This window comes from Halochromatium glycolicum (assembly GCF_016584085.1).
Taxonomy (GTDB): Bacteria; Pseudomonadota; Gammaproteobacteria; order Chromatiales; family Chromatiaceae; genus Lamprobacter; species Lamprobacter glycolicus.
In genome coordinates, this window is sequence record NZ_NRSJ01000004.1 from 63,245 (window position 1) to 87,143 (window position 23,899).

Below are 23,899 nucleotides of genomic sequence, written 5' to 3' on the forward strand. Positions count from 1 at the left end.
TCTCTCTAGGGCGCCGGGGGGAGGCCGCTACATGCAGTGGTACAGTTGTAGCTCACGCTGCCCTCAGCGAACTGGCAGCTGAACGGCTCGTCGGCCGAGATCGTATATACATCAGGTGCTTGCTTCTGGGCCTCGAACACGCTGTCGCATACACAGGGGGTCTGGTCAATGTCGCAGCTGCCGGCGTCACAGGTCACCGTGCCCACCGTGCTCCCGTCGGCCTGGACCTCCTCGGAAAGGACATACCAGTCGTCGAACAGGTCCTGGCACATGTCGATGAACTCGCCCACGCGATCGGCGCAGGCATCGACTTGGTCCTGTCGGCGGCTGGCGACCTCGCCGTTGCGGCAGACCAGGCAGTCGTTTGGATCAGTCTGGGGCGGGATGATGTCGTCGTCGGGTTCGTTCTCGCACCCGACCTCGGGGTCGCAACTGTCCCTGGTGCAAGGCCTGTTGTCGTCGCAGTCGAGCATCTGTGCGCCGGCCGTACACTGCCCGGCGCTGCATGCGTCGCCGAGGGTGCACAGGTTGTCGTCGCTGCAGTCTTCGCTGTCGTCGTCGATGGTCCGCACCCGCCCCTCGCGGCAGATCTGCCGCTTGCAGTCGTCTGCCGCGCGCTGGTAGGGCCGCTCGTTGTCGGCGTCGATGATGGTTGCCACCCCCGTGCTGCACACCGTCCGGCGGCAGTCACGCGGGGAGGCGTTGGACAGATCGCGGTTCTCGAAGATGGTGAAGCAGAACCCGGTCCGGCAGAAGTTGCGGGTGCACATATTGCCGTCGTCGCAGTTGCTGGCGCAGATCGGCGGCGGCGGTGGCGATGGTCCCCCGCCCCAGCCGGACTTGGTGATGCCGAAGCCTGGATCTGATACCAGGCTCAGCCCGTCTTCGCTCACGCTCGCGGGGCCGACCGAGACGAATTGCCCCAGATCGTGATCGAACGACAATAGATCCACGATGGTGCCGGGCGCCAGGCCGTCCGAGTTCGGCAGCGTCAGCCGCGCCGGCGGGTCGAACAGGGTACCGTGCGGCTGCACGGTCCAGGCGAGCGGTGGCAGCACACCGCCGGGGAAGGGCATCGGCACCTTGTCGCGGTGTACCTGAGTGATCGAGACCGCACAGTCGAGGCTGCCGTCCGGACACTGTGCCGAGCCTGCCGCGATCTCGAGTGTAAGCCCCGGTACGCCGTCCATGGTGACCACTACGTCCTCAGCAGGGCTGACCGGCCGCGCGCCGGCATCGTCGATCGGCAGGACGTGGATCGGCATGCCGAGCCGGTTCTCGACGCCGGCGATCGTCGTAAGCTCGAACTCGAGCGCGGTCCAGTGTCCCTCGCGCGGGGTGGTGTCGGCCTCGACGTGCAAGTGGATCCGTCCGACCGGCACGTCCTCAAGCATGAATCTACCCTCGGCATCGGTCAGGGCCGCGGCCGGGCTACCCGGTATGGTGATGGTCGCCCCCGGTATCGGGGTGTCGGTGTTGTCTAGCACGATGCCGCTCAACCGGGTCTCTTGCACCGGTCCGGGCGCCATGCCGGTCGCCTTGAAGATCGCCGGCTCCAGGCCGGCGCCAGCAGCGGCGGCGACCACATAGACGCTCGGCCCGACCTCCATGCCGAGGGTCAGGGTCGTCGCCGCCATACCGCTGTCGTTGGTGGTGACTACAACCTCCTCTGCACCCTCGAAGGTGCCCGAGCCGCGCAACAGCGAAAAGGTGACGTTCGCACCCGGGATCGGGTTGCCCGCTGCGTCGTGCACGAACGCGACCAGGGGTTCGGGCAGCTTACTGCCGACGATCCCGTACTGGTGGTCGTCACAGTAGCTCTTGATACCTGCGATGGGTCCGGGTGTACTGCGCGCGCTGAAGACGACCCTGCCCTCGAAGCCTGGGGCGGTCGCGCTCACCTGTTGCGCCGCGAAGCCGGCGCGGCTGCCAAGCTCGAAGCCCACTGCAGCGAGGCCCGCGGCGTCGCTCGTCACGACGAGGCTACGGGCCGCCGCGGCACCATCGAGCACCAGGCCGCTGCCGCGCGTGACCTCGAAGCGCACCCCGCGTCCGGCCACTGGCGTGCCATTCTCCGCTTCCAGAGCGACGACCAACGGCTCGGCCAAGGGCTCGCCCACGGTACCCGTCTGTCCGTCGCCGGAGACCGGCAGGATGCGCTGGCCGATCGGCTCACGCCGCGTGAGGGTGCGCGTGACTTGCCGTGTGTTGCCGGCCTGGTCCCGAGCCTCGATCGTAATGGCCTGCTCGCCGAGCGTGAGCGCGAGCGGCTCGGAGACGAAGCTGCCGTTGGCCACCGCGGCGGCACGGCCCTCGACCGAGACCTGCGGGTCCGCACCGTCGGCCACACCTACGGCGATGTCGTTGACAAAACCGGTGACGACGACGCTCGGCTGTGTCACCACCGCAGCCTCCTCTGGCTCGGCGACCACGACCGCCGGCGGGTTGGTGTCCAGCGTGACCTCGATCGTGTCGTTGTTCGCGATACCGTCTGCAGTGGCCGCGACTGCAGTGATCTCGTTGACCCCCTCGTGCAGGGTCAGGGTCGGCTTGGCGACACCGTCGGCGATGGGGACGGGTACGCCCTCGACTGTGAGCGATTGGACCGCAGCGCCGACTTCAACGGTGAGCGTGAGCTCGGGGGAGGAGACGAGCGTGAAGTCGGGTGGCGCGACGATCCTGACCGACGGCAGGTCGGGAAGGGGTCCGCGCGAGAGCGTGATATCTACCCTGGAGCCGGTGGCGAGTTCGCTGCCAGGGGCTGGTTGCTGGGCCGCGATCAGGCCGTCGGGGAGGCTCGGATCGAAGCGGTCCGCCCGCTCGCCGAGCCCGAGCCCGGCATCGCCGAGCGACTGGACCGCGCTCGCGAGTGGCAGGCCTATCAGATCCGGTACCAGCGCCAGCTCGGGGCCGTTCGAGAACGTCAGGGCAACGCTCGTACCGGCGGCGACCTCGGTATCCGCTGCCGGGTCCTGTTCGATGACGCTGCCGTCCGGGAACTCGCTCGAGGCGCGTGTCTGGAGCGTGCCCGTTGTAAGCTCGAGCGCCGATATCAGGCCGAGTGCGTCTTCCTCGAGCAGGCCGATCAGGTCTGGCACCAAGACGAGGGGTGGCCCGAGCGAGACGACCAGGTCTACGGTACTCCCGGGCGGGCGGGTTGCGCCGGGGGTCGGGTTCTGGTCGATCACCTGTTCGGCGGGTGCGGTCGCGTCGTCGCGGGTCGCTACGTTGCCCAGTGCGAGGCCGGCGGTCTCGATCCTTGCCTCGGCCTCGCCTCTCGGAATACCGATCAGCTCGGGTACGGTGCGCGGCGCCGGGCCGTCCGAGACCACGACCTGCACCGGATCGCCGGTCTCGATCGCGGCCCCGGCGGGCGGCTCCTGGCTGATCACCCGCCCCGACTCGACTGCGTCGTCGAAGACCCTGTCCTTATTCAATGCGAGTCCGAGCCCGGCCGTGAGCGCATCAGCCGCCGCTTCGATGCGACCGGTGAGGGCCGGCAGCGCAATCGGCAGTGCGACGCGCTGCAGCATGGTCTGGGTTGCAAGCTCGAAACGTGCCAGCGTCGGGTTCGACACCACGATCGTCAGGCGCACCGATTCTCCCGGTAGGATTGGGTCTGGCTCGACCCGCATGAGCGCGATGCCGGTGTCGGTCACATCGTCTGGGTCGACCACCGGGATGGTGTCGAGCGAGGGCGTGACTGCGACCCACAGAGGTCCTGCGATCGCGAATCGAGCCGGGTTGCTGAGGGTCAGCTGGAAGGTCTGCTCGCCGGTACGCCGGTTGAAGGTCGATCGGCCGAGGCTCGCATCGAGCTCGTCGACCGCGATCAGGTCATCCTCGGGTATGGCCGAGAGCGCCGGGGGCGCGACCAGTAATAGGCACATCGCAAGCGACAGCATTAGGCTCGCGACACGCATCATGCACTCCGACGGGCCGGGATCGAGCGGCACCAAGCAAGCAGCAGGGTGGCGGCCGAGAGCAGGAGCGACCAGGCCGGCGGTTCCGGTACGGCGGTCGTCGTCTCGAGGCGTACGTCCGAAACGATCAAGCTGGACCCCGTGATCACATCGAACGCGGTGAGCTCGAACTGTAGGCCCGCGAATGAGAAGGTGAGACCGACCAGGTCGAGCGAGACGCTTCCGGACCCCCCATCGGCGGCGAAGAATGCACGTCCTGGGTCGAGTGGATCAACGGGAAGCCCGCTTGCCGGGTCGATAAGGAATGCACCGAATTCGTCTGTATTGCCTGCTGGTTCGATGAAGGTGTAATCGAACAGCACGGCGCTTGCGCCAGTGTCGATGATAGCTGGGTCACCGAGGGCGGGATCGTTCGAAAGCACCAGAAGCCCGAAATTGATCGACTCGGTGAAGGTTGCGCTCGAGCCATCTGCCGCTACAACGATTTCGGGAGGGCCAGGTAAGGCGATAAAGTCGTTCAGATCGATTGGGATCGGGGCCGCACGCAGCGGGCCAAGCGTCAGGCACCCGAACAGGGCGCAGAATAGACCGCGCATGCTCGCAGACATCGCTAATAACCTCGCGAATCGAGTAGTTGGTTTACTGGGTCAAAGTGGCACTGGAGCCTACTCCCGGCCGACTACTCGAACGATGGCCTGGCGCTGTCCCTAAGCAGGATGCAGGTGAAAACAAGCGTGCATCGTTACGCAATTGTTTATAGCCCCTCGCTTCTTGAGTGTCAAACTAGGTAATTCTGGCGGCAGGGCGCCTGCAAGACCGCTGATCCGGGGGCTTTCCGGTGAAAGTCGACACGTCGCTTCTGCGGGAGACCCGCCCTCGGGCCGAATGGGGTTCCTCCGTCGTCATTCGCGGCGAGGACGCCTTGTGATCGACTTTTTCGATGCCGGCGCATTGATCTACCTGCTGTAGGGCGAGGCGCCTTTCGCGGAGCGCGTGCGCGCTGAGGTGGCGGCGCTGGAGCGGATGCATCCCGGCATGGGGGGGGCGCTGAGTCGTCTTTCCTGGCTCGAATGCCGGGTCGGCCCGATGAAATTGGGTGATACCGCGGCGCTGGCCCTGTTCGATGCCTTCTTCTAGCGGCCCGATCTGCTGTGGATGGAACGGGCGCACGCGGTGGTGGAACGGCGACAGTGATCCGCTGCGGCACGGCTTGCGTAAACCCCTAGATGCCCTGCAGGCCGCCAGTTGCCTGCAACTGGGTTCGGAGCACGTAATGCCGACGGGCGACGAGGCGTTCGAGCGGGTTCACGGGCTGAACGTCAAAGTGTTGGCCTGACGCCGGAAGAACTGCACCGACACGACCAGTTCCAGCCTCGTAGGTCGCGTTAGGCGCGCCCGGCAGTCCGGGTCGGCGACGGCCTGTCCGCGCCGTAACCCGACAGGTGGCGCCCGGTGAGGCCCGCTAATCCGTGAGCCGCGTCGGGTTACCCGGTTGCGGCTCGGGCTTCGGTCCCGGCTTCGGCTCGGGTTCGGGTTCGGGTTCGGGTTCGGGTTCGGGGAAGGGTTCCGGCTCCGCCGTCTCCTCGCCGTCGCGGGTTTCGGGCCCGCAAGCAGGTCGTGCCCGAGCAGGTCGAGCTGCCAGCCGGCTACTCGCTCACCTGGTCCGGGCAGTACGAATACATGGAGCGCGCCCAGGACCGGCTGAATCAGGTCGTGCCGGTGACGCTGGCGATCATCTTCCTGCTCCTGTACCTGACCTTCTGCAGCAGCGGCGAGGCCCTGTTGGTGATGCTCTCGCTGCCGTTTCGACCAACGGACGATGGTCTGGAAGATCGGCAGGCACCATGAGCACATCGACCCGGCGCTCGCCCAGCCGCCGATAAAGTCGCGCGATGAAGCGGTTGCGGTGCTCGACCAGCTCCCGGTTTGCCAAGACCATCTACCGAGGGTAGACTTAGTCCATACCTTAGTCCACATCAGCCAACCTGGAATGACCACCATCGTCAACGTTCACGAAGCAAAAACCCATTTCTCAAAACTCCTTGAGCAGGCCCATCGCGGCCAAGAGATCATCGTCGCCAAGGCCGGTAAGCCTTACGCCCGGCTGTTGCCACTTGCCAACGCGGCACCGCAGCGTCAACCGGGCCGACTGGCGGGCAGGGTGGATGATGCCTTCTTCGAACCCTTGCCCGAGGAGGAGATTCGCGCTTGGGAAGGCTGAATGATGCGGGTTTTGCTCGATACGCACGCCTTCCTCTGGTGGACAACGAACGATCCTCAGCTATCGAGCAGGGCTCATCAGGTGATCGCGGACCCGGACAACAGCATTTATGTCAGTGCTGCGAGTGCATGGGAGATCGCCACCAAGCAACGCATAGGCAAGCTCAAGGGCGTACCGGATGCGACCACCCGCTTCTCAGAGCTCGTGGCGGCAGATGGCTTCGATCACTTGCCAATCACTCACCTCCATGCGCTACGCTCCGGGGGCTTCAAGGTCGCTCATCGAGATCCTTTCGATCGGATGCTCGCAGCGCAGAGCGAGATAGAACAGCTACCATTGCTCACCTGCGACTCTGCCTTCGAGCAATTCGGCATCGAGACCGATTGGTAATGCCGCAAACCTCAGCACCAGATGCGTCATCGACCACCCGCAGCTCACTCACCGCGCCGTCCGAGTAGCCAATGCAGCGCCAGACCGTTCCGCCGCCATCGCTCAGCATCACCAGCGTGCCCGCTTTCGAGAACTCTGTGCTCAGCACGGTACCGCCCGAGCGCGCATCGGGCCCGCCGACCTTGGGCAGCTGATCGATGCAGCCGTTGATGGCCTGCTCGCCAGCGTGGACCGCGGGAGAAGCAATCATCGCGGCGAGCGCGATGGGCGCAGACAAGAAAGTGGTGGACTTCTTCTGTCTTCTCCGTCGTTCGACAGGCAGTCAAGGCCGCAACACCGTCTCAGGTCCTTATGCCCCAGGCGAGTGGCATATCGACCAGCTGCACCAGGCCCGTCTCCTTCGCATCGCCAGGTCCCCGCGCACAGCCGCATGGCTCGGGATACCGAAGAGGCGTGCGTCAGCACGAAGTCCGCCAAACAGCGGCTCATGGCCTAATGTTCGAAGTCGTGCAAGATGGATTCCTAAAGCGGCGCATCCGGGCACGGCATTTGCTGCTCGATCAGCGCAGCTTGAACCTATTCGCGCGAAGACATCAGAGAGGAGATCAGCATGGACATCCAGCTAGCCGACGTCCTGATCCACATCGACGAGAGCCTGCGCGCCGATCGCCGCGCTTCGGTGGAAGCGCAACTGCGCGACATCGAGGGCGTCGTGAGCGTCAATAATCCGGAGGACAAACCACACCTCACGCTGGTCGCTTATCGATCCGACAAGGTCGACCCACAGAGCCTCTTAGAGCAGGTCAAGGCTGAAGGTGTTCAAGCCGAGCTTGTCGGACTTTGAGCCAGCTGAGGCGCATTCGAGGAGGAGGCTCCCTGCGTTCTAGCCGAGGAGCTGTCTGCGCACCTTCTCCTTGAGCGCGTCGAAACGCTCGCGGAGCTTGTGCAGTTGCTCTTCCTGGAGGCCGGTGGTCTGCCTCACCTCCTGCGATAAGCGCTCGAGGGTATCGGTATAGTCCTGATTCCAATCCGTGAGACCCTGGCGTAGCCTGGTCAAAATGGGGTCCTGCTGGCCGTGCTGGTGGTCGGAGTCGTATCCGAACTGGTAGTCGACGATCGCCTCAGTGGCCTCACCGTAGAAGAGACGATACAGCTCGACGCGCAGACACTTGCCGGCATAGTTGAAGCGGCCATCCTTGATCAGGCGGCGCACGTTTATGCGGATGCGCGTCGAGCGCAGCAGGTGGAGCGGCGCCTGGGTCGCTGCACGCTTGACCAACTCGTGGTCCTCGGCCAGCTTGAGGCTCTCATCGAAGCCGCCGATCTGCTCGAAGAGGGCACGCTCGATGAAGATCGCAAAGCCGCCGGCGTGGGGGTCGGTGCGCAGGTTGAGCTTGACGTAGAGATTGGCCAAATCGAATAGCAGCGCGTCCAGCGGATGATCCGAGTCGGGGTCGAACCAGCAGGTGGCCAGACGGATGCCCTTTTCTTCCATCTCCGCGATCGCCTTCTCCAGAAAGTCCGGCGGCGGCAGGACATCGGCGTCAAAGAAGAAGAGGAGGTCGCCGCGAGCGATCGCCGCGCCACGATTGCGCCCGACGCCGGGCAGTCCGCCGTCCGAGAGGATCAGACCGCGTTCGCGCACCAGCTCGCGGGTGCCGTCGTTGGAGCCCGCATCGGCGACGATCACCTCGAAGTCGCGGAAAGTCTGAGCGGCCAACCGATCGAGCAGCCCCGGCAGCAGCTCGACCTCGTTGAGGGTCGGGATGACAATGCTGGCCTTCATTTGGCGTTCTCCTGCAGATCCTCGGGCTCGTGTAGATCCTCGGGCTCGATCAGGTCATGGACGGCATCCTCGGTCCCGTCCAACACATCTTGCAACCAGCGCTCGTTGACGTCGAAGCCGCCGGTGCGGCAGATCTCGGCATACCAACGAGCACTGGCCTTCGGGGTACGGCGCTGGCTCGCATAGTCGACGTGGACGAGCCCGAAGCGCTTCGACAATCCGAATGCCCACTCGAAATTGTCAAGCAGGCTCCAGACGAAATAGCCGCGGATATCGCTTCCCGCGTCCAGGGCCTTGCGCAACATGACCAGGTAGGCGGCCAGATAGCGACGCCGCGCCGGGTCCCGAACCGCGCCGTCGACGTCGACCCGATCGTCGAAGGCGGCGCCGTTCTCGGTCACATAGATCGGCGGATTGCCATAGCGTTCGCGCAGCCAGGTCAGGGTGGCCAGGAAGCTCTGCGGATAGATCTCCCAGTCCATGTCGGTGTAGCGGACCTTGGGGTCCTCGCGGGCGCCGACACGAAACCCCAGGACGGGCGGCCAACCGCGCCTAACGACGATGTGCGAGTAGTGGTTGACGCCGATGAAGTCTATCGGCCGCGAGATCAGCGCCAAGTCCTCGGGTCTCATGCTGCGGTTGAAGAGACCCAGCAGGCGCCGGATCGTGCGCGGGTAGCGACCACGCAGGATCGGGTCGGCGAAGACCCGATTGGCCAACCGATCGAGGCGCTCGGCGATCGAGATGTCTCGCCGGCGCTGCGGGAGCACCGGAAACAGGTTCAGTGCCGGCCCGACCCTTGCTTCGGAGACCTGGGCGCGCAGCGGCTCGAGGGCGGCGCCATGGGCGAGCAGCAGGTGATGCGCCGCCTGCAGCGCGCGCACCAGGTTGCGCCGCCCGGGTGCATGCTGGCCGGCCAGATAGCCGGCGGCCGTGACCGTCAGCGGTTCGTTGATCGTCACCCAGTCCTGGACGCGGTCGCCCAGCCGGTGCGCGACCACCTCGGCATACTCAGCAAAGCGCCAGGCCGTATCCCGCTGCTCCCAGCCGCCACGCTTTTCCTCGAACCACGGCAGATCCCAATGATAGAGGGTCGCGAAGGGGCGAATCCCGCGCGCGAGCAGGCCGTCGACCAAGCGCTCGTAGAAATCGAGGCCGCGGTCATTGACCTGCCCTGCCGGATCAGTCATCACGCGCGGCCAAGCGATCGAGAAACGATACGACTGCAACCCGAGATCGGCCATCAGGTCGATGTCCTCGCGATAGCGGCGGTAGTGCTCGCAGGCCACAGAACCGTCGCTACCGTCCGAGATTCGATCCCGTCGGGCGGTGAAGCGATCCCAGATCGAATCGACCTTGCCATCCGCCGTCGGCGCCCCTTCGATCTGATAGGCCGAGGTTGCTGCTCCCCATAGCAACCGGTCGGGGAATTGCACACGCATCACGGGACTCCTGAGTGTCGGTATCCCGGCAAGATTCACTCCAAGAAGCGGGGCGAGGGTAGCGGCATTTCACCCGTTCTGCGGGGCCTTTCAGCCGGCCACCGCCGCGCCGTCGGCGCGGTGGACCAGCGAGACACCCGCCCATTCAACCTCGCGAGGAGGTGACAAGATGGCTCAACATCCACCGGCAAACGAGATGACCAAGCACCTCTCCGGCATGCACTTCCCGGCAAAGAAGAGCGAGCTCACCGAGCACGCCAAACAGCAGGGTGCCCGAGACGAGGGCATCCAGGCGGTCCGTGACATGCCGCAGACTAGGTTCGATACCATGTCACCTAGACGGGCCCCTCATTGCGGCAATGCCTTGAACCTGAGTGCAGTGCATGAAGACGCGCAGCAGCTGAGCGCGATCGGGCTGATCGACAAGACCGACGGCGGTAAGCTGCAGTTTTCGTATGACGCCATCGATATACATCTAGGCTGGCAGGCAGCAGCCGGATCAAGGCTGCAGCCAACCTGCGCAAACATGGCGTGAGCTTTGAGGATGTCTGCACCGTCCTGACCGATATAGAATCGCCGCTTGATGCGGATCTTGTCCAGGCGGCGATTGGCCGCGTTCCCTCAACACATCGGCTGGTCGTCGACACGCTGCTCATTATGTCTGATCCCAAGGGCCAGCGCTGGCGGCGTTGGTTGATCCTGCCTCCGATCCTGCTCGGGGCGGCGGTGCTGGTGTGGATGGCCCGCAGCCAGGAGGCGCCCGAGACCGCCGCGCGCGACGAGCGAGCGCGCACGGTGCGGGTGCTGGAGGCGACCGAGATCGCGCTGAGGCCGAAGGCGGTGGGCTATGGGCCAGTGGAGCCGGCGCGGGTCTGGGACGCGGTCGCCCAGGTCGCGGGCCGGGTGGTCTCGATGCACCCGCAGCTGCACGATGGCGAGATCCTGAAGGCCGGCACCGAGCTGCTGCGCATCGACCCGGCCGATTACGAGCTGGCGTTGGCCGAGGCGCGAGCCCAGCTCGCCGAGCTCGCGGTCGAAGAGTCCAACGCCGAGACCTCGTTGGCGATCGAGGAGCGTGGCCTGCGCCTGGCCGAGGAGGAGCTGCAGCGCCTGCGCACCCTGTCCGAGCGCGGCACCGCATCGCAGAGCGATGTCGATCAGGCCGAGCGCACCGCATTGAATCTGCGCACCGCGGTGCAGAATCTGCGCAATCGATTGACGCTGATCCCGGCCCAGCGCGAGGTCCTGCAATCGAAGGTCGAGCGCGCCGAGCTCGATCTCGAGCGCACCCGGATCAATGCGCCCTTCGATCTGCGCGTCGCCAATCTCGCGATCGAGGCCGATCAGTATGTCGGCATCGGCCAGACCCTGTTCGAGGGCGACTCGGTCGATCGCGTCGAGATCCAGGCGCAGGTGCCGATGGCGTCGCTGCGCCGGCTGTTCGTCGAGCGCGGGCCGGTCGACCTCGATCCGACGCGCCTCACCGCCGAGCTGCCGCGCCGGCTCGGGCTCGCGGCGACGGTGCGCCTCGACCTCGGTGATCACATCGCCGAGTGGCAGGCCGAGTTCGTGCGCTTCGACGACGCGATCGATCCCGAGACCCGCACCATGGGCGTCGTGGTCGCGGTCGACCAGCCATTCGAGCAGGTGATCCCGGGCCAGCGCCCGCCGTTGTCGAAGGGCATGTTCGTGCAGGTCGAGCTGCACGCTGACAGTCAGCGGCCGATGATCGTGGTCCCGCGCTCGGCTGTGCGCGACGGGATGGTCTTCGTCGTCGATGCCGATCAGCGCCTCGAGCGCCGCCCGGTCGAGATCGCGTTCGCGCAGGATGACGTGGCCGCGATCGACGCTGGACTGGAGCCCGGCGAGCAGGTCGTGCTCAGCGATCTGATCCCGGCCGTGAGCGGGATGCGCTTGCGGCCCGAGCGCGACGCGCAGGCCGCCGAGCGGCTCGCCGAGCGGGATGCCTCGGCCGCCCCCGCCAAGGCCCGATGATCGCCTGGTTCGTCCGTCATCCAACCGCGGCCAATCTGCTGATGGCCGCGATCATGATCCTCGGCCTGGTCTCGCTGCCCGGTCTGCAGCGCGAGACCTTCCCCGAGATCCAGCCCGATGAGGTCCAGATCCGCGTCCTCTACCGCGGTGCGACCCCGGCCGAGGTCGAGGACGCGATCTGCCGACGGCTGGAAGAGGCGCTCGAGGGCATCACCGATCTCGAGGAGATCCGCTGCGAGGCGCGTGAGGGCGTCGGCACCGCGGTGGCGGTGATGCGCGAGGGCGCCGACATGATGCGCTTCCTCGATGACGTCAAATCCGATGTCGACGCCATCGATGAGTTTCCCGATCAGGCCGAGCCGCCGGTGGTGACCGAGCTTGGTCGCACCGAGCAGGTGATCGCGATCGCGGTGACCGGCCCGGAAGACCCGGTCGTGCTCAAGGCCTATGCCGAGACCCTGAAGAACCGATTGAAGCGATTGTCCGGCGTCGCCGAGGTCGGCATCAACGGCTTCTCGGATCATCAGCTGCGCATCGAGATCCCGGCCTGGCGGCTGCGTCAATACGATCTCTCGGCCGAGGACATCGCCAATGCGGTCGGCCGGCGCAGCATCAGCACCCCGGCTGGGCGACTCGACGGACCGCAGGAGGAGCTGCTGCTGCGCTTCGACGACGAGCGCCAGAGCGTCGCCGAGCTGCGCGATCTGGTGGTGATCTCGGGTGCGAGCGGTGCCGCGATCCGGCTCGGCGAGCTCGCGACCATCAGCAACCGCTTCGAGGACCCCGAGGCGCAGGTCCGCTTCAACGGCGAGCGCGCGGCAATCCTCGATGTCGCCAAGACCCGTGACCAGGACATCCTCGAGGTGCTGGCCGCGGTCGAATCCTTCGTCGCCAGCGAACGCGCCGTCGCCCCCGAGGGCGTGCAGCTGACCCTGACCCAGGATCGCGCCTCGATCGTCGCCGACCGCCTCAATATGCTGATGCGCAACGGCGCTCAGGGGCTGCTGCTGGTGTTCCTGGTGCTCTGGCTGTTCTTCGGCTGGCGCTACAGCTTCTGGGTGACCCTGGGGCTGCCGGTGGCCTTCCTCGGGGCGCTGTTCGTGCTGCCGGCGGTCGGCATCACGCTGAACATGATCTCGATGGTCGGGCTGCTGATCGGCGTCGGGCTGCTGATGGATGATGCGATCGTCATCGCCGAGAACATCGCTGCGCGCCTGACCAAGGGTGACGGCCCGGCCGATGCGGCGATCAATGGCGCGCGCGAGGTGCTGCCGGGGGTGCTGTCGTCGTTCGCGACCACGCTGATGGTGTTCGGCTCGCTCGCGTTCATCAGCGGCGAGATCGGCCAGATCCTGCGGGTGATGCCGATCGTGCTGATCCTGGTGATCTCGGTCAGCCTGGTCGAAGCGTTCTGGATCTTGCCGCACCATCTCGGCCATGCCCTCGCGCACCAGGTCGGGCGCCAACCGTCGCGCTTGCGTCAGCGCTTCGAACGCGGCTTCGATCGGCTCCGTGAGCGGCGCTTCGGGCCGCTGCTCGACCGCGCCATCGACTATCGCTATCTGACGCTCGGCCTGGCGCTGATGCTGATCATTCTGGCGATCGCGATGCCGGTCGGTGGCAAGCTCAAGTTCGTCGGCTTCCCAGAACTCGACGGCGATGTGCTCGAGGCGCGGCTGCTGCTCCCGCAAGGCACCCCGTTGGAGCGCACCGAGGCGGTGGTCGAGCGGATCATCGCCGGGCTCGATGAGGTCAACGCCGAATTCAAGCCGCGTCAACCCGATCAGCAGGATCTGGTGCAGAACGTGACCGTGCTGTTCGGCGAGAATCCGGACGCCTACGAGAGCGGCGCGCACGTCGCACGCGTGGTCGCCGATCTGCTCAACGCCGAGACGCGCGATGCGCCGCTCGATGCCGTGCGCAACCGTTGGCGCGATGCGGTCGGTGAGCCGGCCGATGTGATCTCGATCAAGTACACCGAGCCGGCGATCGGCCCCGGCGGTCGCGCCATCGATCTACGCCTGCTCGGCCCCGATCTCGAGCAGCTCAAGGCCGCCTCGCGCGAGCTGCAGGACTACCTCGGCGGCTATGCCGGGGTCCAGGACCTGAGCGACGACCTGCGCCCCGGCAAGCGCGAGCTGCGCCTGCGGTTGAAGCCGGATGCCGGCACCCTCGGCATCGATGCGCGCATGGTCGCCGATCAGCTGCGCGGCGCCTTCCAGGGCGTCGAGATCGACGAGTTTGCGCTCGGTGACGCGATCTATGAGATCGACCTGCGCCTCGAGCCCGAGGATCGGGCCGATCCATCGGACCTCGAGCGCTTCACCGTGACCGGGCCGGATGGGGCCCAGGTGCCGTTGTCGATCGTCGCCGAGATCGACGAGGTGCGCGGCTGGGCGCGGATCAATCGCGTCGACGGCCAGCGCGCGGTCAGCATCGAGGGCGATGTCGATCGTGCCCAGGCCAATGCCCGCGAGCTGGTGACCCTGACCCAGCGCGAATTCATCCCCGATCTGCTCGAGCGTTATCCGTCGCTGCGCTTCGAGATGGAAGGCGAGACCAGCGAATCGGCCGAGACCGGCCAGTCGATCGTGCGCAACGTGCTGCTCGGGATGATCGGCGTCTACATGCTGCTGGCGCTGCAGTTCCGCGGCTATCTGGCGCCGGTGACGGTGATGCTGGTGATCCCAACCGCGTTGATCGGCGTGATCTTCGGCCACATAGCGCTGGGGCTCGATCTGACCATGCCGAGCATCGTCGGCATGGCGTCGCTATTCGGTGTCGTCGTCAATGATTCGATCCTGCTCGTGGTCTTCATCCGCGAGGCGCAGCGCGCCGGCGCCGCGACCATCGACGCCGCGCGGCAGGCCGGGCGGGCGCGTTTTCGGCCGATCCTGCTGACCTCGATCACCACCGTCGCCGGGCTGACGCCGCTGCTGCTCGAGCAGAGTCTGCAGGCGCAGATCCTGATCCCGCTCGCGGCCAGCCTCGCGTTCGGCCTGGCCAGCGCGACCCTCGCGGCGCTGTTCCTGGTACCGGCGATCTATGTGATTCTCGACGATTTCCATCTGCTCGGTGCCTTCATCGACACCCGCACCGGCCGCTGAATGCTGCTCCTGCATCGCGTCTGGCGGGACCGAGGGCGCCCATGACGGGACAGGTTGTTTCGCACGCGACATCGACGGACATGCTTATTCTGTTGAGACGACAGTTTGTATTGAGCTGAATGGCTGCCGTGTTGGCAGCGATTTGATGCGGTTACGGCCGCGATCGGCGCCTGGCTGGCCCAACTTCCGCCATCAGTAGCCGAGAGGCTCGCCTACCGGAATGCGGCTCGGCTGTTCGGACTGGTTGGCAACTGACGGTGGCGCAGCCAGCCCTTGCCCGAGCAAGGGCTGGCGTTGGGGCTGGACCTGATCCCTGCTGGTCCGCTCAGTCGGCCTGCGCGGTCTGCTCCGTTTCCTGATTGACCGGGGATTCCGGGTCGAGCAGGTAGGCCATCACATCGCGGATCTGCTCCTGCGTCAGCGTGCCGTTGTGGCCGAAACGCGGCATCGTGGTGCAGGGGAAGAACAGATGAGCGTTGTAGATGATCTGATAGGTGTGCTTCAGCATCGCATCGCTGGTACCCCGAAGTCTGCCGTAGCCAGCTAGGCTGGGACCGACCGTGCCATGCGCCGTCTCGTTCGGATCAAGCTGATGGCAGGCGTAGCAGTTGCCGCCAGGCGGCTCTCCTGAGTGATCATCCATCCGATGACCCATGCGATAGCCATAGCCAGAGCGGGCGATCTGCTCACCCTTCTTCCAGTCGCCGAGCGCGATACCGCCTTCCGGCAGCTGGATCGATTCTTCAGCGAGGGCGCTGATCTTGGCCGCGGTCGGGCGGTCGAGTGCTGCGCCGCTGCGTGCGATCGCTGAGCAGACCTTCTGGGTGCGGTCCTGTTCGAGTCGGTCACGGGCCGTGCCCCCTTCTTGGGTGGGTGCGTCGAGATCGAACCCCTCCATCTCGAAGATCAGGTAATCGGCCAGCTCCTCAGGACTCATCGCGGTGTAGGCGGCCACTGGTGACGATGGGCGCTCGGCGGCGAACAGGCTCGGCGCCGCACAGAGTGAGGCGCCGGCGATGAGTGCGAGCAGCGGCATCTTTCTATTTCGAGTCATTGGTCTATTCCTCCGATTGGCACGTTGCTCAGCGCTTCTTGTCTGGCAGGATCGCCGGCTGGCCGCGTGCGGCGTCGGTCCAGTACGACATCAGCGCAATGGCCGCGTCCGAGCCAGGTATGATCTGTGGCTGGCGCATCTGCCAATAGCAGCCGCGGATGCGGTGGGTGCTGCTGCGCACGTTCTGCTGACCGACGCGGAAGGCGGGCCAGGAGATCGCCTTCGTCCATTCGTGGGGCTCGTTGATGTTGGGCAGCACCGATGCCCGGATCCGCTTGCTGGTGTTCGTGTGGCAGGTCGCGCAGCTGAAATCTGAGGTCCCGGCGCGACGGTAGAACATCACCTCGCCAGCGTCGCGCATCGCCTTTTCGAGGGGGTGATCCATCGGCGGATTCCAAGGCAGGCCGCTGGATCGGCTCGCGATAAAGGTCTGCAGCTTCATCATGTCGGAGCTCGACCCGTGTCGGGTCTTGACCTCCGGATCTTCGGGCGAAAAGCCTTGAATGCTGGTCATGCAGTAGACCAGTCGGCTCTCGAGGTCCATCACACGACCGGTGTCCTCGAAATAGCGCGGCAGCTCGACGTAGACGCCTTCAACCACGCCGGGCCCCTTGCCGAGGTCGCAGGTCTCGAGCGATTTGTTGTTCGGACCGCGCTCTTCATAGAATAGGTCTTTGCCTTCATCGGCGGTCCAGAGTGCCGGGTTGTCCGGCATCATCATGATGTTCTGCTCACTCTGTGTCAGGTAATCTGAGCTGTTGCGCTCGATCAGCTCGCCCAGCACATCCTCAGGCGGTTGCACTTGAGCCGCATGCGACGCCATTGATAGAAATGCCGCGATACCCGCGGCGCGTGCAGCATTCTTTATTCGCATCGAAACCTCACTCCTCCGAGCTTGGACGTTGTTATTCGGGGAACACGTTCGCGACTCAACAAGCCGCGAGCGGGTGAGAAGATGAGGTCCGACGCCAGATGAACGAGAAGAAAAAAGCCGCCCGAAGCAGCGAAATTTTCGTCAGTTCGCTACCGTTGAGCACGGTTGCGGCTAGGAAGCGCCGATCGGTCCTTGTAAGGTCGGCGGGCAGTGCATGGCGTCAGGACGCGGACTCAGCGGACGGCGGTTTCCCTCGCAGTTACCCCGATCGGCTCCGGCTCCTGGACGCGAATTCGTGGCGTTCGCTCAGAACCCGCTGGCCGAACCACCGGCATCGGAGGGCCTGCCTTCCCGGATCGCGCTCAAAGCTGGACCGCCGCTTGCGGCTTGAGCCGGAGCCGGATTGGACCGCGCGCTGTGCCCAGGTCGACCGGTTGGCCGCGCTGGGTGGCCTGGATGCGTCCGGCGCGCTGCAGGCGGCGCGCGGCTTGACGCACCGGCTCCATCAGGGACCGCCAGTCGCCGTCCGGTCTCAGTGCGCGGGCGACCTCACTCGGGCAGATCGAGGCGCCGACGGCGCGCTCGTCGAGCAGCTCAAGGATCGTGCGCTCGATAGCCTGATCCTCGTCGCTGAGCCCGCGTTGTCGGCAGCCCTCGGAGCAGTAGTTGAGCCGGTATGGCGAGCGCGACCACTTGCGCTGCCAAGTGATCGGTGCACCGCACACCGCGCAGACGCGTCGAACGCGAATCATTGCCATAGCCCACCTCGGTCAAGGATGGAACGGACAGACCGCATTGGCATCTGGACACCAAAACGGGGCATTCCCTCGACCATCGTCGGCGAGGGGTTTGTTATCTGAAACCTGAGGGCGCTTAGCGCGCTTCGCGAGTGCGTCAGCGAGATCGGATCGCCTTTGAGGATCGGCCCGCAGCAGGTCTCCACGGCTCGACATGCGCCTTCGAGGCCGACGGCGCATCGGCCTCACGCTTGGGGAAGCGATTCAAGGGATCGCGCTCCCGGCGTGCAGGTTTTGCGGAGTCACGTCAATGGTCTGGGTTGATCGGTGCGGTTAGGATCGGTGCGAGGGCGGCGAGTTGGCGGAATGACGATGACGACAGCGACTGAGACAGACCACCAAGCCGGCGATGATGCGGACGACGCGGGAGCGGAGGCCGAGGATCGCGCCTGGATCGAGGTCGTCCGCAAGATGGACGAGACCTATGCGAATCTCGTCCACTATCAGGTCGAGCTCGAGCAGAAGAACAGCGCGCTGGAAGATGCCCAAGGCTTCATCGCCAGCGTGCTCGCGTCGATGACGGACGTACTCATCGTCTGCGATGTCGCCGGGCGTATCCAACAGGTGAATCAGGCGCTCGAGGAGCTGGTTGGGCGCACCGAGGATGAGCTGCGCGGACGCTCCTTCCTGGAGCTGATGGCGCCGATGTCGCGCGCCGAGGCCGAGCGTTTCGGCACGCGGATTCGTCATGAGGTGGTGCACGACTGCGAGGTTGCGGTGATCGGCCGCGACGGCGACGACGCGCCGCTGGCGATGAACTGCACCTCCCGCTATGACCACCGCGGCCGGCTCGTCGGCATGGTGCTGATCGGCCGCCCGGTCGGCGATCTGCGCGAGGCCTATCGGTCGCTCGAGTTCGCATACACCCAGCTCAAGCAGACGCAGACACGGCTGATCGGTGCCGAGAAGATGGCGTCGCTTGGACGGCTGGTCGCCGGCGTCGCTCATGAGCTCAACAACCCGATCAGTTTCGTCTACGGCAATGTGCACGCGCTTGCCCGCTACCGCGAGCGCCTGCTCCGCTATTGCGAGGCAGTCGATCAAAGCGGACCGACGCCGGCGCTGGCCGCGCGGAAAGAGGAACTGCGGATCGAATCGTTGCTGGCCGATCTCGAGCCGCTGATCCAGGGCACGCTCGAGGGCGCCGAGCGCGTGCGCGACATCGTCCACGACCTGAAGCGGTTTTCGTCCGGACAACAGGGGGCGTTCAGCGAGTTCGACCTCGTGCACGTGATCCGCACCGCGCTGCACTGGGTCACCAAGGGAAGCCGGCGCGACCTGGGCACCGAGCTGGCGCTGCCCGAGGAACTGATGGCGACCGGCCATCCCGGCCAGCTCCATCAGGTCATCATGAACCTGGTCCAGAATGCGATGGATGCGATGCAGGCCTGCGAAGCCGGCCGCCTCGAGGTGGCCGCCGGCCGCGACGAGCGCGGCATCTGGTTGACGCTGCGCGATACCGGACCCGGGATCGCCGCGGCGGACCTGCTCAAGGTGATGGACCCGTTCTTCACGACCAAGCCGGTCGGTCAGGGGAGTGGACTCGGTCTCTCGATCAGCTACCGCATCGTCCAGGATCACGGGGGCGAGCTCAGCCTTGAGAACCATCCTGAGGGCGGGGCGATCGCGCGCCTGTTCTTGCCGCAAACGAACCGACTCGATCCCAGCGCGAGCGGAGATGGCAGGGCGGCCGCGGGCGTGGTCCGCGCGTCGGGGCCGAGCCGATGAACCTGCTCTGGCTGCAGTCGGGCGGTTGCGGCGGCTGCACGATGTCGCTGCTGTGCGCCGAGTCCCCGGAGCTGCTGCAGCGTCTCGACGCGGCCGGGATCGAGCTGCTGTGGCATCCGTCGCTGAGCGAGGCGAGCACCGACGAGGTGCTGGAGCTGCTGGAGGCGATCCTGGCCGGGGCGCGGGGGCTGGATCTGCTCTGCATCGAAGGCGCGATGCTGCGCGGTCCGAACGGCAGCGGCCGCTTCCATTGTCTCGCGGGCACCGAGACGCCGATGATCCACTGGGTCGAACGGCTCGCGGCGCGTTCGCGCTACACGCTGGCGATCGGCACATGCGCCGCGTTCGGCGGCATCACGGCCGGCGGGCCGAACCCGACCGAGGCGTGCGGGCTCCAATTCGACGGCGCCCATGCCGGCGGGCTTCTCGGAAGCGAGTACCGGTCCGCCGCCGGCCTTCCCGTCATCAATGTCGCCGGTTGCCCGACCCACCCGAGCTGGGTGACGGATACCCTCAGCGCGATCGCGCTCGGCGAGCTCGATGCGGGCCAGCTCGATGCGCTCGCTCGGCCGAAGATGCTCTCGAATCAGCTCGTCCATCACGGCTGTCCGCGCAACGAGTTCTACGAGTTCAAGGCCAGCGCCGAGCAGCCCTCTGACCTTGGTTGTCTGATGGAGCACCTCGGCTGTCTCGGTACCCAGGCGCATGCCGACTGCAACATCCGCCTCTGGAACGGAAACGGGAGCTGCACCCGCGGCGGGTATGCCTGCATCAACTGCACCGCCCCCGAGTTCGAGGAGCCCGGTCACGCATTCCAGCGCACGCCCCACATCGCCGGCATCCCGGTCGGGTTGCCAACCGACATGCCGCGTGCGTGGTTCATCGCCCTCGCGTCACTGAGCAAGGCGGCGACGCCGGAGCGTCTGCGCCAGAACGCGGTGTCCGATCATATCGCCATCGCCCCGAGCATCCAAAAGCCCAAGGGCCGGTGATCGGTTACTGCCCGTGAAGACGCTCGTCCTTGGCCCGTTCAATCGCGTCGAAGGGGATCTCGAGGTGCGACTCGAGATCGCCGATGGCAGGGTTGCATCGGCGCGCGTGCGATCGCCGCTGTATCGCGGCTTCGAGCAGATCCTCCATGGCAAGGAGCCCCTGGATGCATTGGTGATCGTGCCGCGTGTCTGCGGCATCTGCTCGGTGAGTCAGTCCGTCGCGGCGGCGCGGGCATTGGCCGATCTCGGGGACGTGCCGATGCCTCGCAACGGCGCACTGGCGACCGATCTGGTGCTCGCCTGCGAGAACCTGGCCGATCACCTGAGCCACTTCTACCTGTTCTTCATGCCGGATTTCGCTCGGCCAGTCTATGCCGGCGAGCCCTGGCACCCCATGATCGAGCGCCGCTTCCGGGCACTAACCGGCACTGCGTCGCGCGCGCTGATCCGCGCCCGCGCCGAGCTGCTCCAGCTGATGGGAACGCTCGCCGGCAAATGGCCGCACAGCCTCAGCCTGCAACCGGGCGGGTCGACCAAGCCGCTGCAGCCGCAGGAGCGGCTGCGATTGATCACGATCCTCGCCACCGTGCGGGACTTCCTCGAGCAGCAGACCTTCGGCGACCGCCTGGAGGCCGTGGTCGCGCTGGAGGGTGAGCGCGAGCTCGCCGCATGGGCCCGATCGGCACCGGTCGAGCAGGGCGATCTGCGGCGGTTTCTGGCGGTCTCGGACGCGCTGGGGCTGGATCGGCTCGGACCCGGGCCCGGCCGCCTGATGAGTGTCGGGAGTTTCCGGCGCGCGCGCGATGCAACTGGCGCCGCCGGTTTTCGCGCCGGACTCTGGTCTGACGGGCAAGTCCGCGCGCTCGACCTGACGCAGGTCAGCGAAGACCTGAGCGCGAGCTGGATGCGCGGCGGCGAGCCATTGCACCCGAGCCGCGGCGTGACCACGCCGGACGCGGACAAGCCTGGTGCCTACAGTTGGTGTAAGGCGCCGCGTCTGGCCGGTCAGCCGGTCGAGGTCGGCGCAGTGGCCCGCCAGCAGATCGACGGTCAGCCGATCATCCGCGACCTCGTGACCCGCGACGGCACCAATGTGCACAACCGCGTGTTGGCACGGTTGCTCGAGAGTGCCCGGCTGCTGATCGCGATGGAGTCCTGGGTGCGGGAGCTTGAGCCCGGTCGGCCGTTCTGCGAACCGACCGAACTGCCGGCCGAAGGCGAGGGGGTTGGGCTGACCGAGGCCGCTCGCGGCAGTCTCGGCCATTGGCTCCAAGTCCGCCACGGTCGCCTTCTGAACTATCAGATCATCGCCCCGACGACCTGGAACTTCTCGCCGCGCGACGCGCAGGACACACCGGGACCGCTCGAGCAGGCCCTGGTCGGCGCGCCGGTCCGCCCAGGCGAGCACACCGCGATTGCGGCCCAGCACATCGTGCGCTCGTTCGATCCGTGCATGGCCTGCACGGTGCACTGACTGGGGGAACGCACGGTGAATCGTTAGGATGGCCGTTTAAACCGCGTCTAGCACGGGGCATCTCGAGCTGCTAGTCGAGAAGCCGGAGCGCAATCGATCACAGAGTTTTTGCCATTTTCGGTATGCACTGCTGGAGGCGGTCGCTTGACCGTCGCTTGCTCTACTCTTTCTATTGAGTAAAATTACTCAATGGATAGCGTAAAAAAAGAGAACGACTACCAACGCCCCCAGGCAGCCGAACTGGCCCGAAGGTTGGCAGAGCCTCGGCATCATTTGCAGGTGGTGACCGGTGCTCGCCAGGTCGGCAAGACCACGCTGGTGCAGCAGGTGACCGAGAAGTTACAGCGCCCGGTCCGCTTTGTCAGTGCCGATGAGCCGACGCTTCGCGATGGTACTTGGCTGCGGCAGCAGTGGGAGGCGGCGCGGTTGGAAACCGGCGCCGATGGCGGGTTGCTGGTGATCGACGAGGTGCAAAAGGTCGAGCAGTGGTCGGAATCCGTCAAGCGCCTGTGGGACGAGGATACGCGACGCCGTCGGCCATTGCAGGTGGTGCTGCTGGGCTCGTCGCCCTTGCTGATCGAGCGCGGGCTTACCGAGAGCCTTGCCGGCCGCTTCGAGACCTTGCATCTGCCGCACTGGTCGTTAGACGAAATGCGTGCGGCCTTTGATTTCTCGCTTGAGGACTATCTGTATTTCGGCGGTTATCCTGGTGCCGCGCCACTGGTTGCGGAACCCGTACGCTGGCGGCGCTACGTGCTGGATTCGCTTGTGGAAACCAGCATCTCGCGTGACGTGCTGCTGCTGACCCGCGTGGACAAGCCGGCACTGCTGCGTCGTCTGTTTGAGCTGGGTTGCAGATACTCCGGACAGGCCCTGTCCTACACCAAGATGCTCGGCCAGTTGCAGGATGCCGGTAACACGACCACGCTGGCCCACTATCTCAATCTGCTGGCGGCGGCGGGGATGCTAACCGGCCTGCAAAAGTTTGCCGGCCAGGCCGTGCGCCAGCGCGCGTCCAGTCCCAAGCTGCAAGTTCTGAACAACGCCCTGATGACCGCAGTGGAAGGACTGTCTCCCGAAGAGGCCCGAGCCGACCAGTCCTTCTATGGCCGGTTGGTGGAATCGGCGGTCGGCGCGCACTTGGCCAACGCCGCCCAGCGCGGCGAGTGCGAGTTGTTCTACTGGCGCGAAAAGAATCGGGAAGTTGACTTCGTGGTTCGCGACGGCAAGCGTCTGTTGGCAATCGAGGTGAAGAGCGGCCGCCGGCGCGACGCCCTGCCCGGCATGGCTGCCTTCGTCGAGGCGTTCGCGCCCGATCGCACCCTGCTGGTCGGCGGAGACGGGATCGAGCTGGAAGCGTTCTTGTCGCGCCCGGTGATGGAATGGTTGCAGCCATGAGCCCTTCGCAGCCGACCGAGGAGCTCGTCGAGGATGTCGCGGCCATCCATCTCGCAGCGATCGGCGCTGCCACCAAGCGCGGCGTCGAGATCGACGACGCGGACGAACGCGGCGATGCGAGCGAGGTTGTGCTGAAGGGCCGCCTTGGTTCGGCACTGCATCGCCTTAACCCGGATCTGCCGCACGACACCGTCTAGGAGGTGGTGCGCATCCTGTCGCGGCCGCCGCACCCGACGCTGATCCAGAACAACCGGTGGTTCCATGCGCTGCTCACCGATGGCGTCGAGGTCGAATACCGTGACCCGAAGAGCGGCGAGGCCCGCGGCGGACGCGCGCGCCGACGCACTGGCGGAGAACGAATCGGCCCGCGAGGCGATGCAGAGCGATACGCTTCGACTCATGGCCCGTGAACTGACCGAGATGGTCAAGAAGATGCCCAAGCTCGACTGGACCCAGCGCGAGTCGGTGCGGGCAAGCCTGCGCCGCAGTGTGCGGCGGCTGCTGGCCAGGCACGGCTACCCGCCGGACCTCGCGGAGGGTGCGACTCAGCTCGTGTTGCGACAAGCTGAGCTGTCGACCGAGAACTCGGCGTTGTAGCCCGAGTCACCATGACGTCCACGCTGCCCCCGCCGAGCCTGAGCAGCAGTGGTGTCGCACGGGTGTGGACGCGTCGGCCTAATGCGAAGCCTTTTGCCATCAGCACCTCCATCCCGCCATC

At 65.9% G+C, this 23,899-nt stretch carries 21 protein-coding genes; 14 read left to right on the plus strand and 7 right to left on the minus strand.

Translation table 11 applies throughout. The features are described 5' to 3' along the window. Positions 1–5 precede the first annotated feature (5 nt). Both CKO40_RS03470 and CKO40_RS03475 read right to left on the minus strand, forming a co-directional pair. Positions 6–3,923, minus strand: coding sequence for a PASTA domain-containing protein (locus tag CKO40_RS03470; RefSeq protein ID WP_200344764.1), 3,918 nt, complete (start codon positions 3,921–3,923; stop codon positions 6–8). Next, positions 3,923–4,531 carry a pepsin/retropepsin-like aspartic protease family protein gene (locus tag CKO40_RS03475; protein ID WP_200344766.1) on the minus strand — a complete coding sequence of 203 codons (609 nt, stop codon included), beginning with the start codon at positions 4,529–4,531 and terminating at the stop codon, positions 3,923–3,925. Before CKO40_RS03475 ends, CKO40_RS03470 begins: the two co-directional genes overlap by 1 nt. Before the next feature lie 397 nt (positions 4,532–4,928). Between CKO40_RS03475 and CKO40_RS24805 the strand changes: the two genes are divergently transcribed. The 5 genes from CKO40_RS24805 (at position 4,929) to CKO40_RS03495 (ending at position 7,378) form a co-directional block, all read left to right on the plus strand. After that, positions 4,929–5,060 carry a hypothetical protein gene (locus tag CKO40_RS24805; protein WP_276570772.1) on the plus strand — a complete coding sequence of 44 codons (132 nt, stop codon included), beginning with the start codon at positions 4,929–4,931 and terminating at the stop codon, positions 5,058–5,060. 480 nt (positions 5,061–5,540) lie between these two features. Beyond that, complete coding sequence (locus tag CKO40_RS03480; protein WP_200344768.1) at positions 5,541–5,771, plus strand: efflux RND transporter permease subunit; 231 nt, start codon at positions 5,541–5,543, stop codon at positions 5,769–5,771. Positions 5,772–5,913: 142 nt separating this feature from the next. After that, positions 5,914–6,144: a type II toxin-antitoxin system Phd/YefM family antitoxin gene (locus CKO40_RS03485; RefSeq protein ID WP_200344920.1), complete on the plus strand. Its 231-nt coding sequence runs from the start codon at positions 5,914–5,916 to the stop codon at positions 6,142–6,144. A 3-nt stretch (positions 6,145–6,147) separates the two neighbouring features. Further along, positions 6,148–6,534: a type II toxin-antitoxin system VapC family toxin gene (locus tag CKO40_RS03490; RefSeq protein WP_200344770.1), complete on the plus strand. Its 387-nt coding sequence runs from the start codon at positions 6,148–6,150 to the stop codon at positions 6,532–6,534. Between the two features lie 610 nt (positions 6,535–7,144). Then, positions 7,145–7,378, plus strand: coding sequence for an ATP-binding protein (locus CKO40_RS03495; RefSeq protein ID WP_200344772.1), 234 nt, complete (start codon positions 7,145–7,147; stop codon positions 7,376–7,378). 39 nt (positions 7,379–7,417) lie between these two features. Here the strand turns inward: CKO40_RS03495 and CKO40_RS03500 are convergent, their stop codons facing one another. Both CKO40_RS03500 and CKO40_RS03505 read right to left on the minus strand, forming a co-directional pair. Continuing rightward, entirely contained in the window at positions 7,418–8,320 is a 903-nt protein-coding gene (locus CKO40_RS03500) for a glycosyltransferase (RefSeq protein WP_200344774.1), read from the minus strand. Next, complete coding sequence (locus tag CKO40_RS03505; RefSeq protein WP_200344776.1) at positions 8,317–9,762, minus strand: GH1 family beta-glucosidase; 1,446 nt, start codon at positions 9,760–9,762, stop codon at positions 8,317–8,319. The genes CKO40_RS03500 and CKO40_RS03505 overlap by 4 nt, the downstream gene beginning before the upstream one ends. Before the next feature lie 169 nt (positions 9,763–9,931). Between CKO40_RS03505 and CKO40_RS03510 the strand changes: the two genes are divergently transcribed. From CKO40_RS03510 to CKO40_RS03520, 3 genes are all read left to right on the plus strand, one after another. After that, on the plus strand, positions 9,932–10,297 hold the full coding sequence (locus CKO40_RS03510) for a DUF2795 domain-containing protein (protein ID WP_200344778.1): 366 nt from the start codon (positions 9,932–9,934) through the stop codon (positions 10,295–10,297). 122 nt (positions 10,298–10,419) lie between these two features. After that, positions 10,420–11,757 carry an efflux RND transporter periplasmic adaptor subunit gene (locus CKO40_RS03515; protein WP_200344780.1) on the plus strand — a complete coding sequence of 446 codons (1,338 nt, stop codon included), beginning with the start codon at positions 10,420–10,422 and terminating at the stop codon, positions 11,755–11,757. Beyond that, the gene (locus CKO40_RS03520; RefSeq protein WP_200344781.1) at positions 11,754–14,864 is read left to right on the plus strand and encodes an efflux RND transporter permease subunit; all 3,111 of its coding nucleotides are present in this window, start codon (positions 11,754–11,756) and stop codon (positions 14,862–14,864) included. Before CKO40_RS03515 ends, CKO40_RS03520 begins: the two co-directional genes overlap by 4 nt. A gap of 325 nt (positions 14,865–15,189) precedes the next feature. Here CKO40_RS03520 and soxX read toward each other — a convergent pair whose 3' ends face one another. The 3 genes from soxX to CKO40_RS03535 form a co-directional block, all read right to left on the minus strand. Next, on the minus strand, positions 15,190–15,918 hold the full coding sequence (soxX, locus tag CKO40_RS03525) for a sulfur oxidation c-type cytochrome SoxX (protein WP_200344783.1): 729 nt from the start codon (positions 15,916–15,918) through the stop codon (positions 15,190–15,192). Between the two features lie 28 nt (positions 15,919–15,946). Next, a complete protein-coding gene (gene soxA / locus CKO40_RS03530) occupies positions 15,947–16,792 on the minus strand; it encodes a sulfur oxidation c-type cytochrome SoxA (RefSeq protein WP_420827356.1) in 846 nt (281 codons plus the stop codon). Between the two features lie 362 nt (positions 16,793–17,154). Beyond that, a complete protein-coding gene (locus CKO40_RS03535; protein WP_242476786.1) occupies positions 17,155–17,550 on the minus strand; it encodes a DUF3253 domain-containing protein in 396 nt (131 codons plus the stop codon). Between the two features lie 351 nt (positions 17,551–17,901). On the opposite strand from CKO40_RS03535, the gene CKO40_RS03540 reads away from it, so the two are divergent. From CKO40_RS03540 to CKO40_RS24810, 6 genes are all read left to right on the plus strand, one after another. Next, a complete protein-coding gene (locus CKO40_RS03540; protein WP_200344785.1) occupies positions 17,902–19,317 on the plus strand; it encodes a sensor histidine kinase in 1,416 nt (471 codons plus the stop codon). After that, positions 19,314–20,309, plus strand: a complete 996-nt coding sequence (locus CKO40_RS03545; RefSeq protein WP_200344787.1) for an NADH-quinone oxidoreductase subunit B family protein — start codon at positions 19,314–19,316, stop codon at positions 20,307–20,309. The genes CKO40_RS03540 and CKO40_RS03545 overlap by 4 nt, the downstream gene beginning before the upstream one ends. Before the next feature lie 13 nt (positions 20,310–20,322). Then, entirely contained in the window at positions 20,323–21,783 is a 1,461-nt protein-coding gene (locus CKO40_RS03550) for a nickel-dependent hydrogenase large subunit (RefSeq protein ID WP_200344789.1), read from the plus strand. Positions 21,784–21,972: 189 nt separating this feature from the next. Further along, positions 21,973–23,181, plus strand: coding sequence for an ATP-binding protein (locus tag CKO40_RS03555; protein WP_200344796.1), 1,209 nt, complete (start codon positions 21,973–21,975; stop codon positions 23,179–23,181). Continuing rightward, positions 23,178–23,378 (plus strand): hypothetical protein, encoded by a 201-nt coding sequence (locus CKO40_RS03560; protein ID WP_200344797.1) that lies wholly within the window; start codon positions 23,178–23,180, stop codon positions 23,376–23,378. The genes CKO40_RS03555 and CKO40_RS03560 overlap by 4 nt, the downstream gene beginning before the upstream one ends. A gap of 100 nt (positions 23,379–23,478) precedes the next feature. Continuing rightward, positions 23,479–23,778: a type I restriction enzyme endonuclease domain-containing protein gene (locus CKO40_RS24810; protein ID WP_338074109.1), complete on the plus strand. Its 300-nt coding sequence runs from the start codon at positions 23,479–23,481 to the stop codon at positions 23,776–23,778. Positions 23,779–23,899: the final 121 nt, after the last annotated feature.

What these genes read in the sequence shown, in the direction of transcription:
- CKO40_RS03470 (WP_200344764.1), bottom strand. Translation starts at nt 3,923, where the DNA reads ATGCGTGTCGCGAGCCTAATGCTGTCGCTTGCGATGTGCCTATTACTG.
- CKO40_RS03500 (WP_200344774.1), bottom strand. Translation starts at nt 8,320, where the DNA reads ATGAAGGCCAGCATTGTCATCCCGACCCTCAACGAGGTCGAGCTGCTG.
- CKO40_RS03555 (WP_200344796.1), top strand. Translation starts at nt 21,973, where the DNA reads ATGGATAGCGTAAAAAAAGAGAACGACTACCAACGCCCCCAGGCAGCC.
- CKO40_RS03490 (WP_200344770.1), top strand. Translation starts at nt 6,148, where the DNA reads ATGCGGGTTTTGCTCGATACGCACGCCTTCCTCTGGTGGACAACGAAC.
- CKO40_RS03505 (WP_200344776.1), bottom strand. Translation starts at nt 9,762, where the DNA reads ATGCGTGTGCAATTCCCCGACCGGTTGCTATGGGGAGCAGCAACCTCG.
- CKO40_RS03560 (WP_200344797.1), top strand. Translation starts at nt 23,178, where the DNA reads ATGAGCCCTTCGCAGCCGACCGAGGAGCTCGTCGAGGATGTCGCGGCC.
- soxX (WP_200344783.1), bottom strand. Translation starts at nt 15,918, where the DNA reads ATGACTCGAAATAGAAAGATGCCGCTGCTCGCACTCATCGCCGGCGCC.
- CKO40_RS03475 (WP_200344766.1), bottom strand. Translation starts at nt 4,531, where the DNA reads ATGTCTGCGAGCATGCGCGGTCTATTCTGCGCCCTGTTCGGGTGCCTG.
- CKO40_RS03485 (WP_200344920.1), top strand. Translation starts at nt 5,914, where the DNA reads ATGACCACCATCGTCAACGTTCACGAAGCAAAAACCCATTTCTCAAAA.
- CKO40_RS03510 (WP_200344778.1), top strand. Translation starts at nt 9,932, where the DNA reads ATGGCTCAACATCCACCGGCAAACGAGATGACCAAGCACCTCTCCGGC.
- soxA (WP_420827356.1), bottom strand. Translation starts at nt 16,792, where the DNA reads ATGCGAATAAAGAATGCTGCACGCGCCGCGGGTATCGCGGCATTTCTA.
- CKO40_RS03520 (WP_200344781.1), top strand. Translation starts at nt 11,754, where the DNA reads ATGATCGCCTGGTTCGTCCGTCATCCAACCGCGGCCAATCTGCTGATG.
- CKO40_RS03540 (WP_200344785.1), top strand. Translation starts at nt 17,902, where the DNA reads ATGACGACAGCGACTGAGACAGACCACCAAGCCGGCGATGATGCGGAC.
- CKO40_RS03495 (WP_200344772.1), top strand. Translation starts at nt 7,145, where the DNA reads ATGGACATCCAGCTAGCCGACGTCCTGATCCACATCGACGAGAGCCTG.
- CKO40_RS03535 (WP_242476786.1), bottom strand. Translation starts at nt 17,550, where the DNA reads ATGGCAATGATTCGCGTTCGACGCGTCTGCGCGGTGTGCGGTGCACCG.
- CKO40_RS03545 (WP_200344787.1), top strand. Translation starts at nt 19,314, where the DNA reads ATGAACCTGCTCTGGCTGCAGTCGGGCGGTTGCGGCGGCTGCACGATG.
- CKO40_RS03515 (WP_200344780.1), top strand. Translation starts at nt 10,420, where the DNA reads ATGTCTGATCCCAAGGGCCAGCGCTGGCGGCGTTGGTTGATCCTGCCT.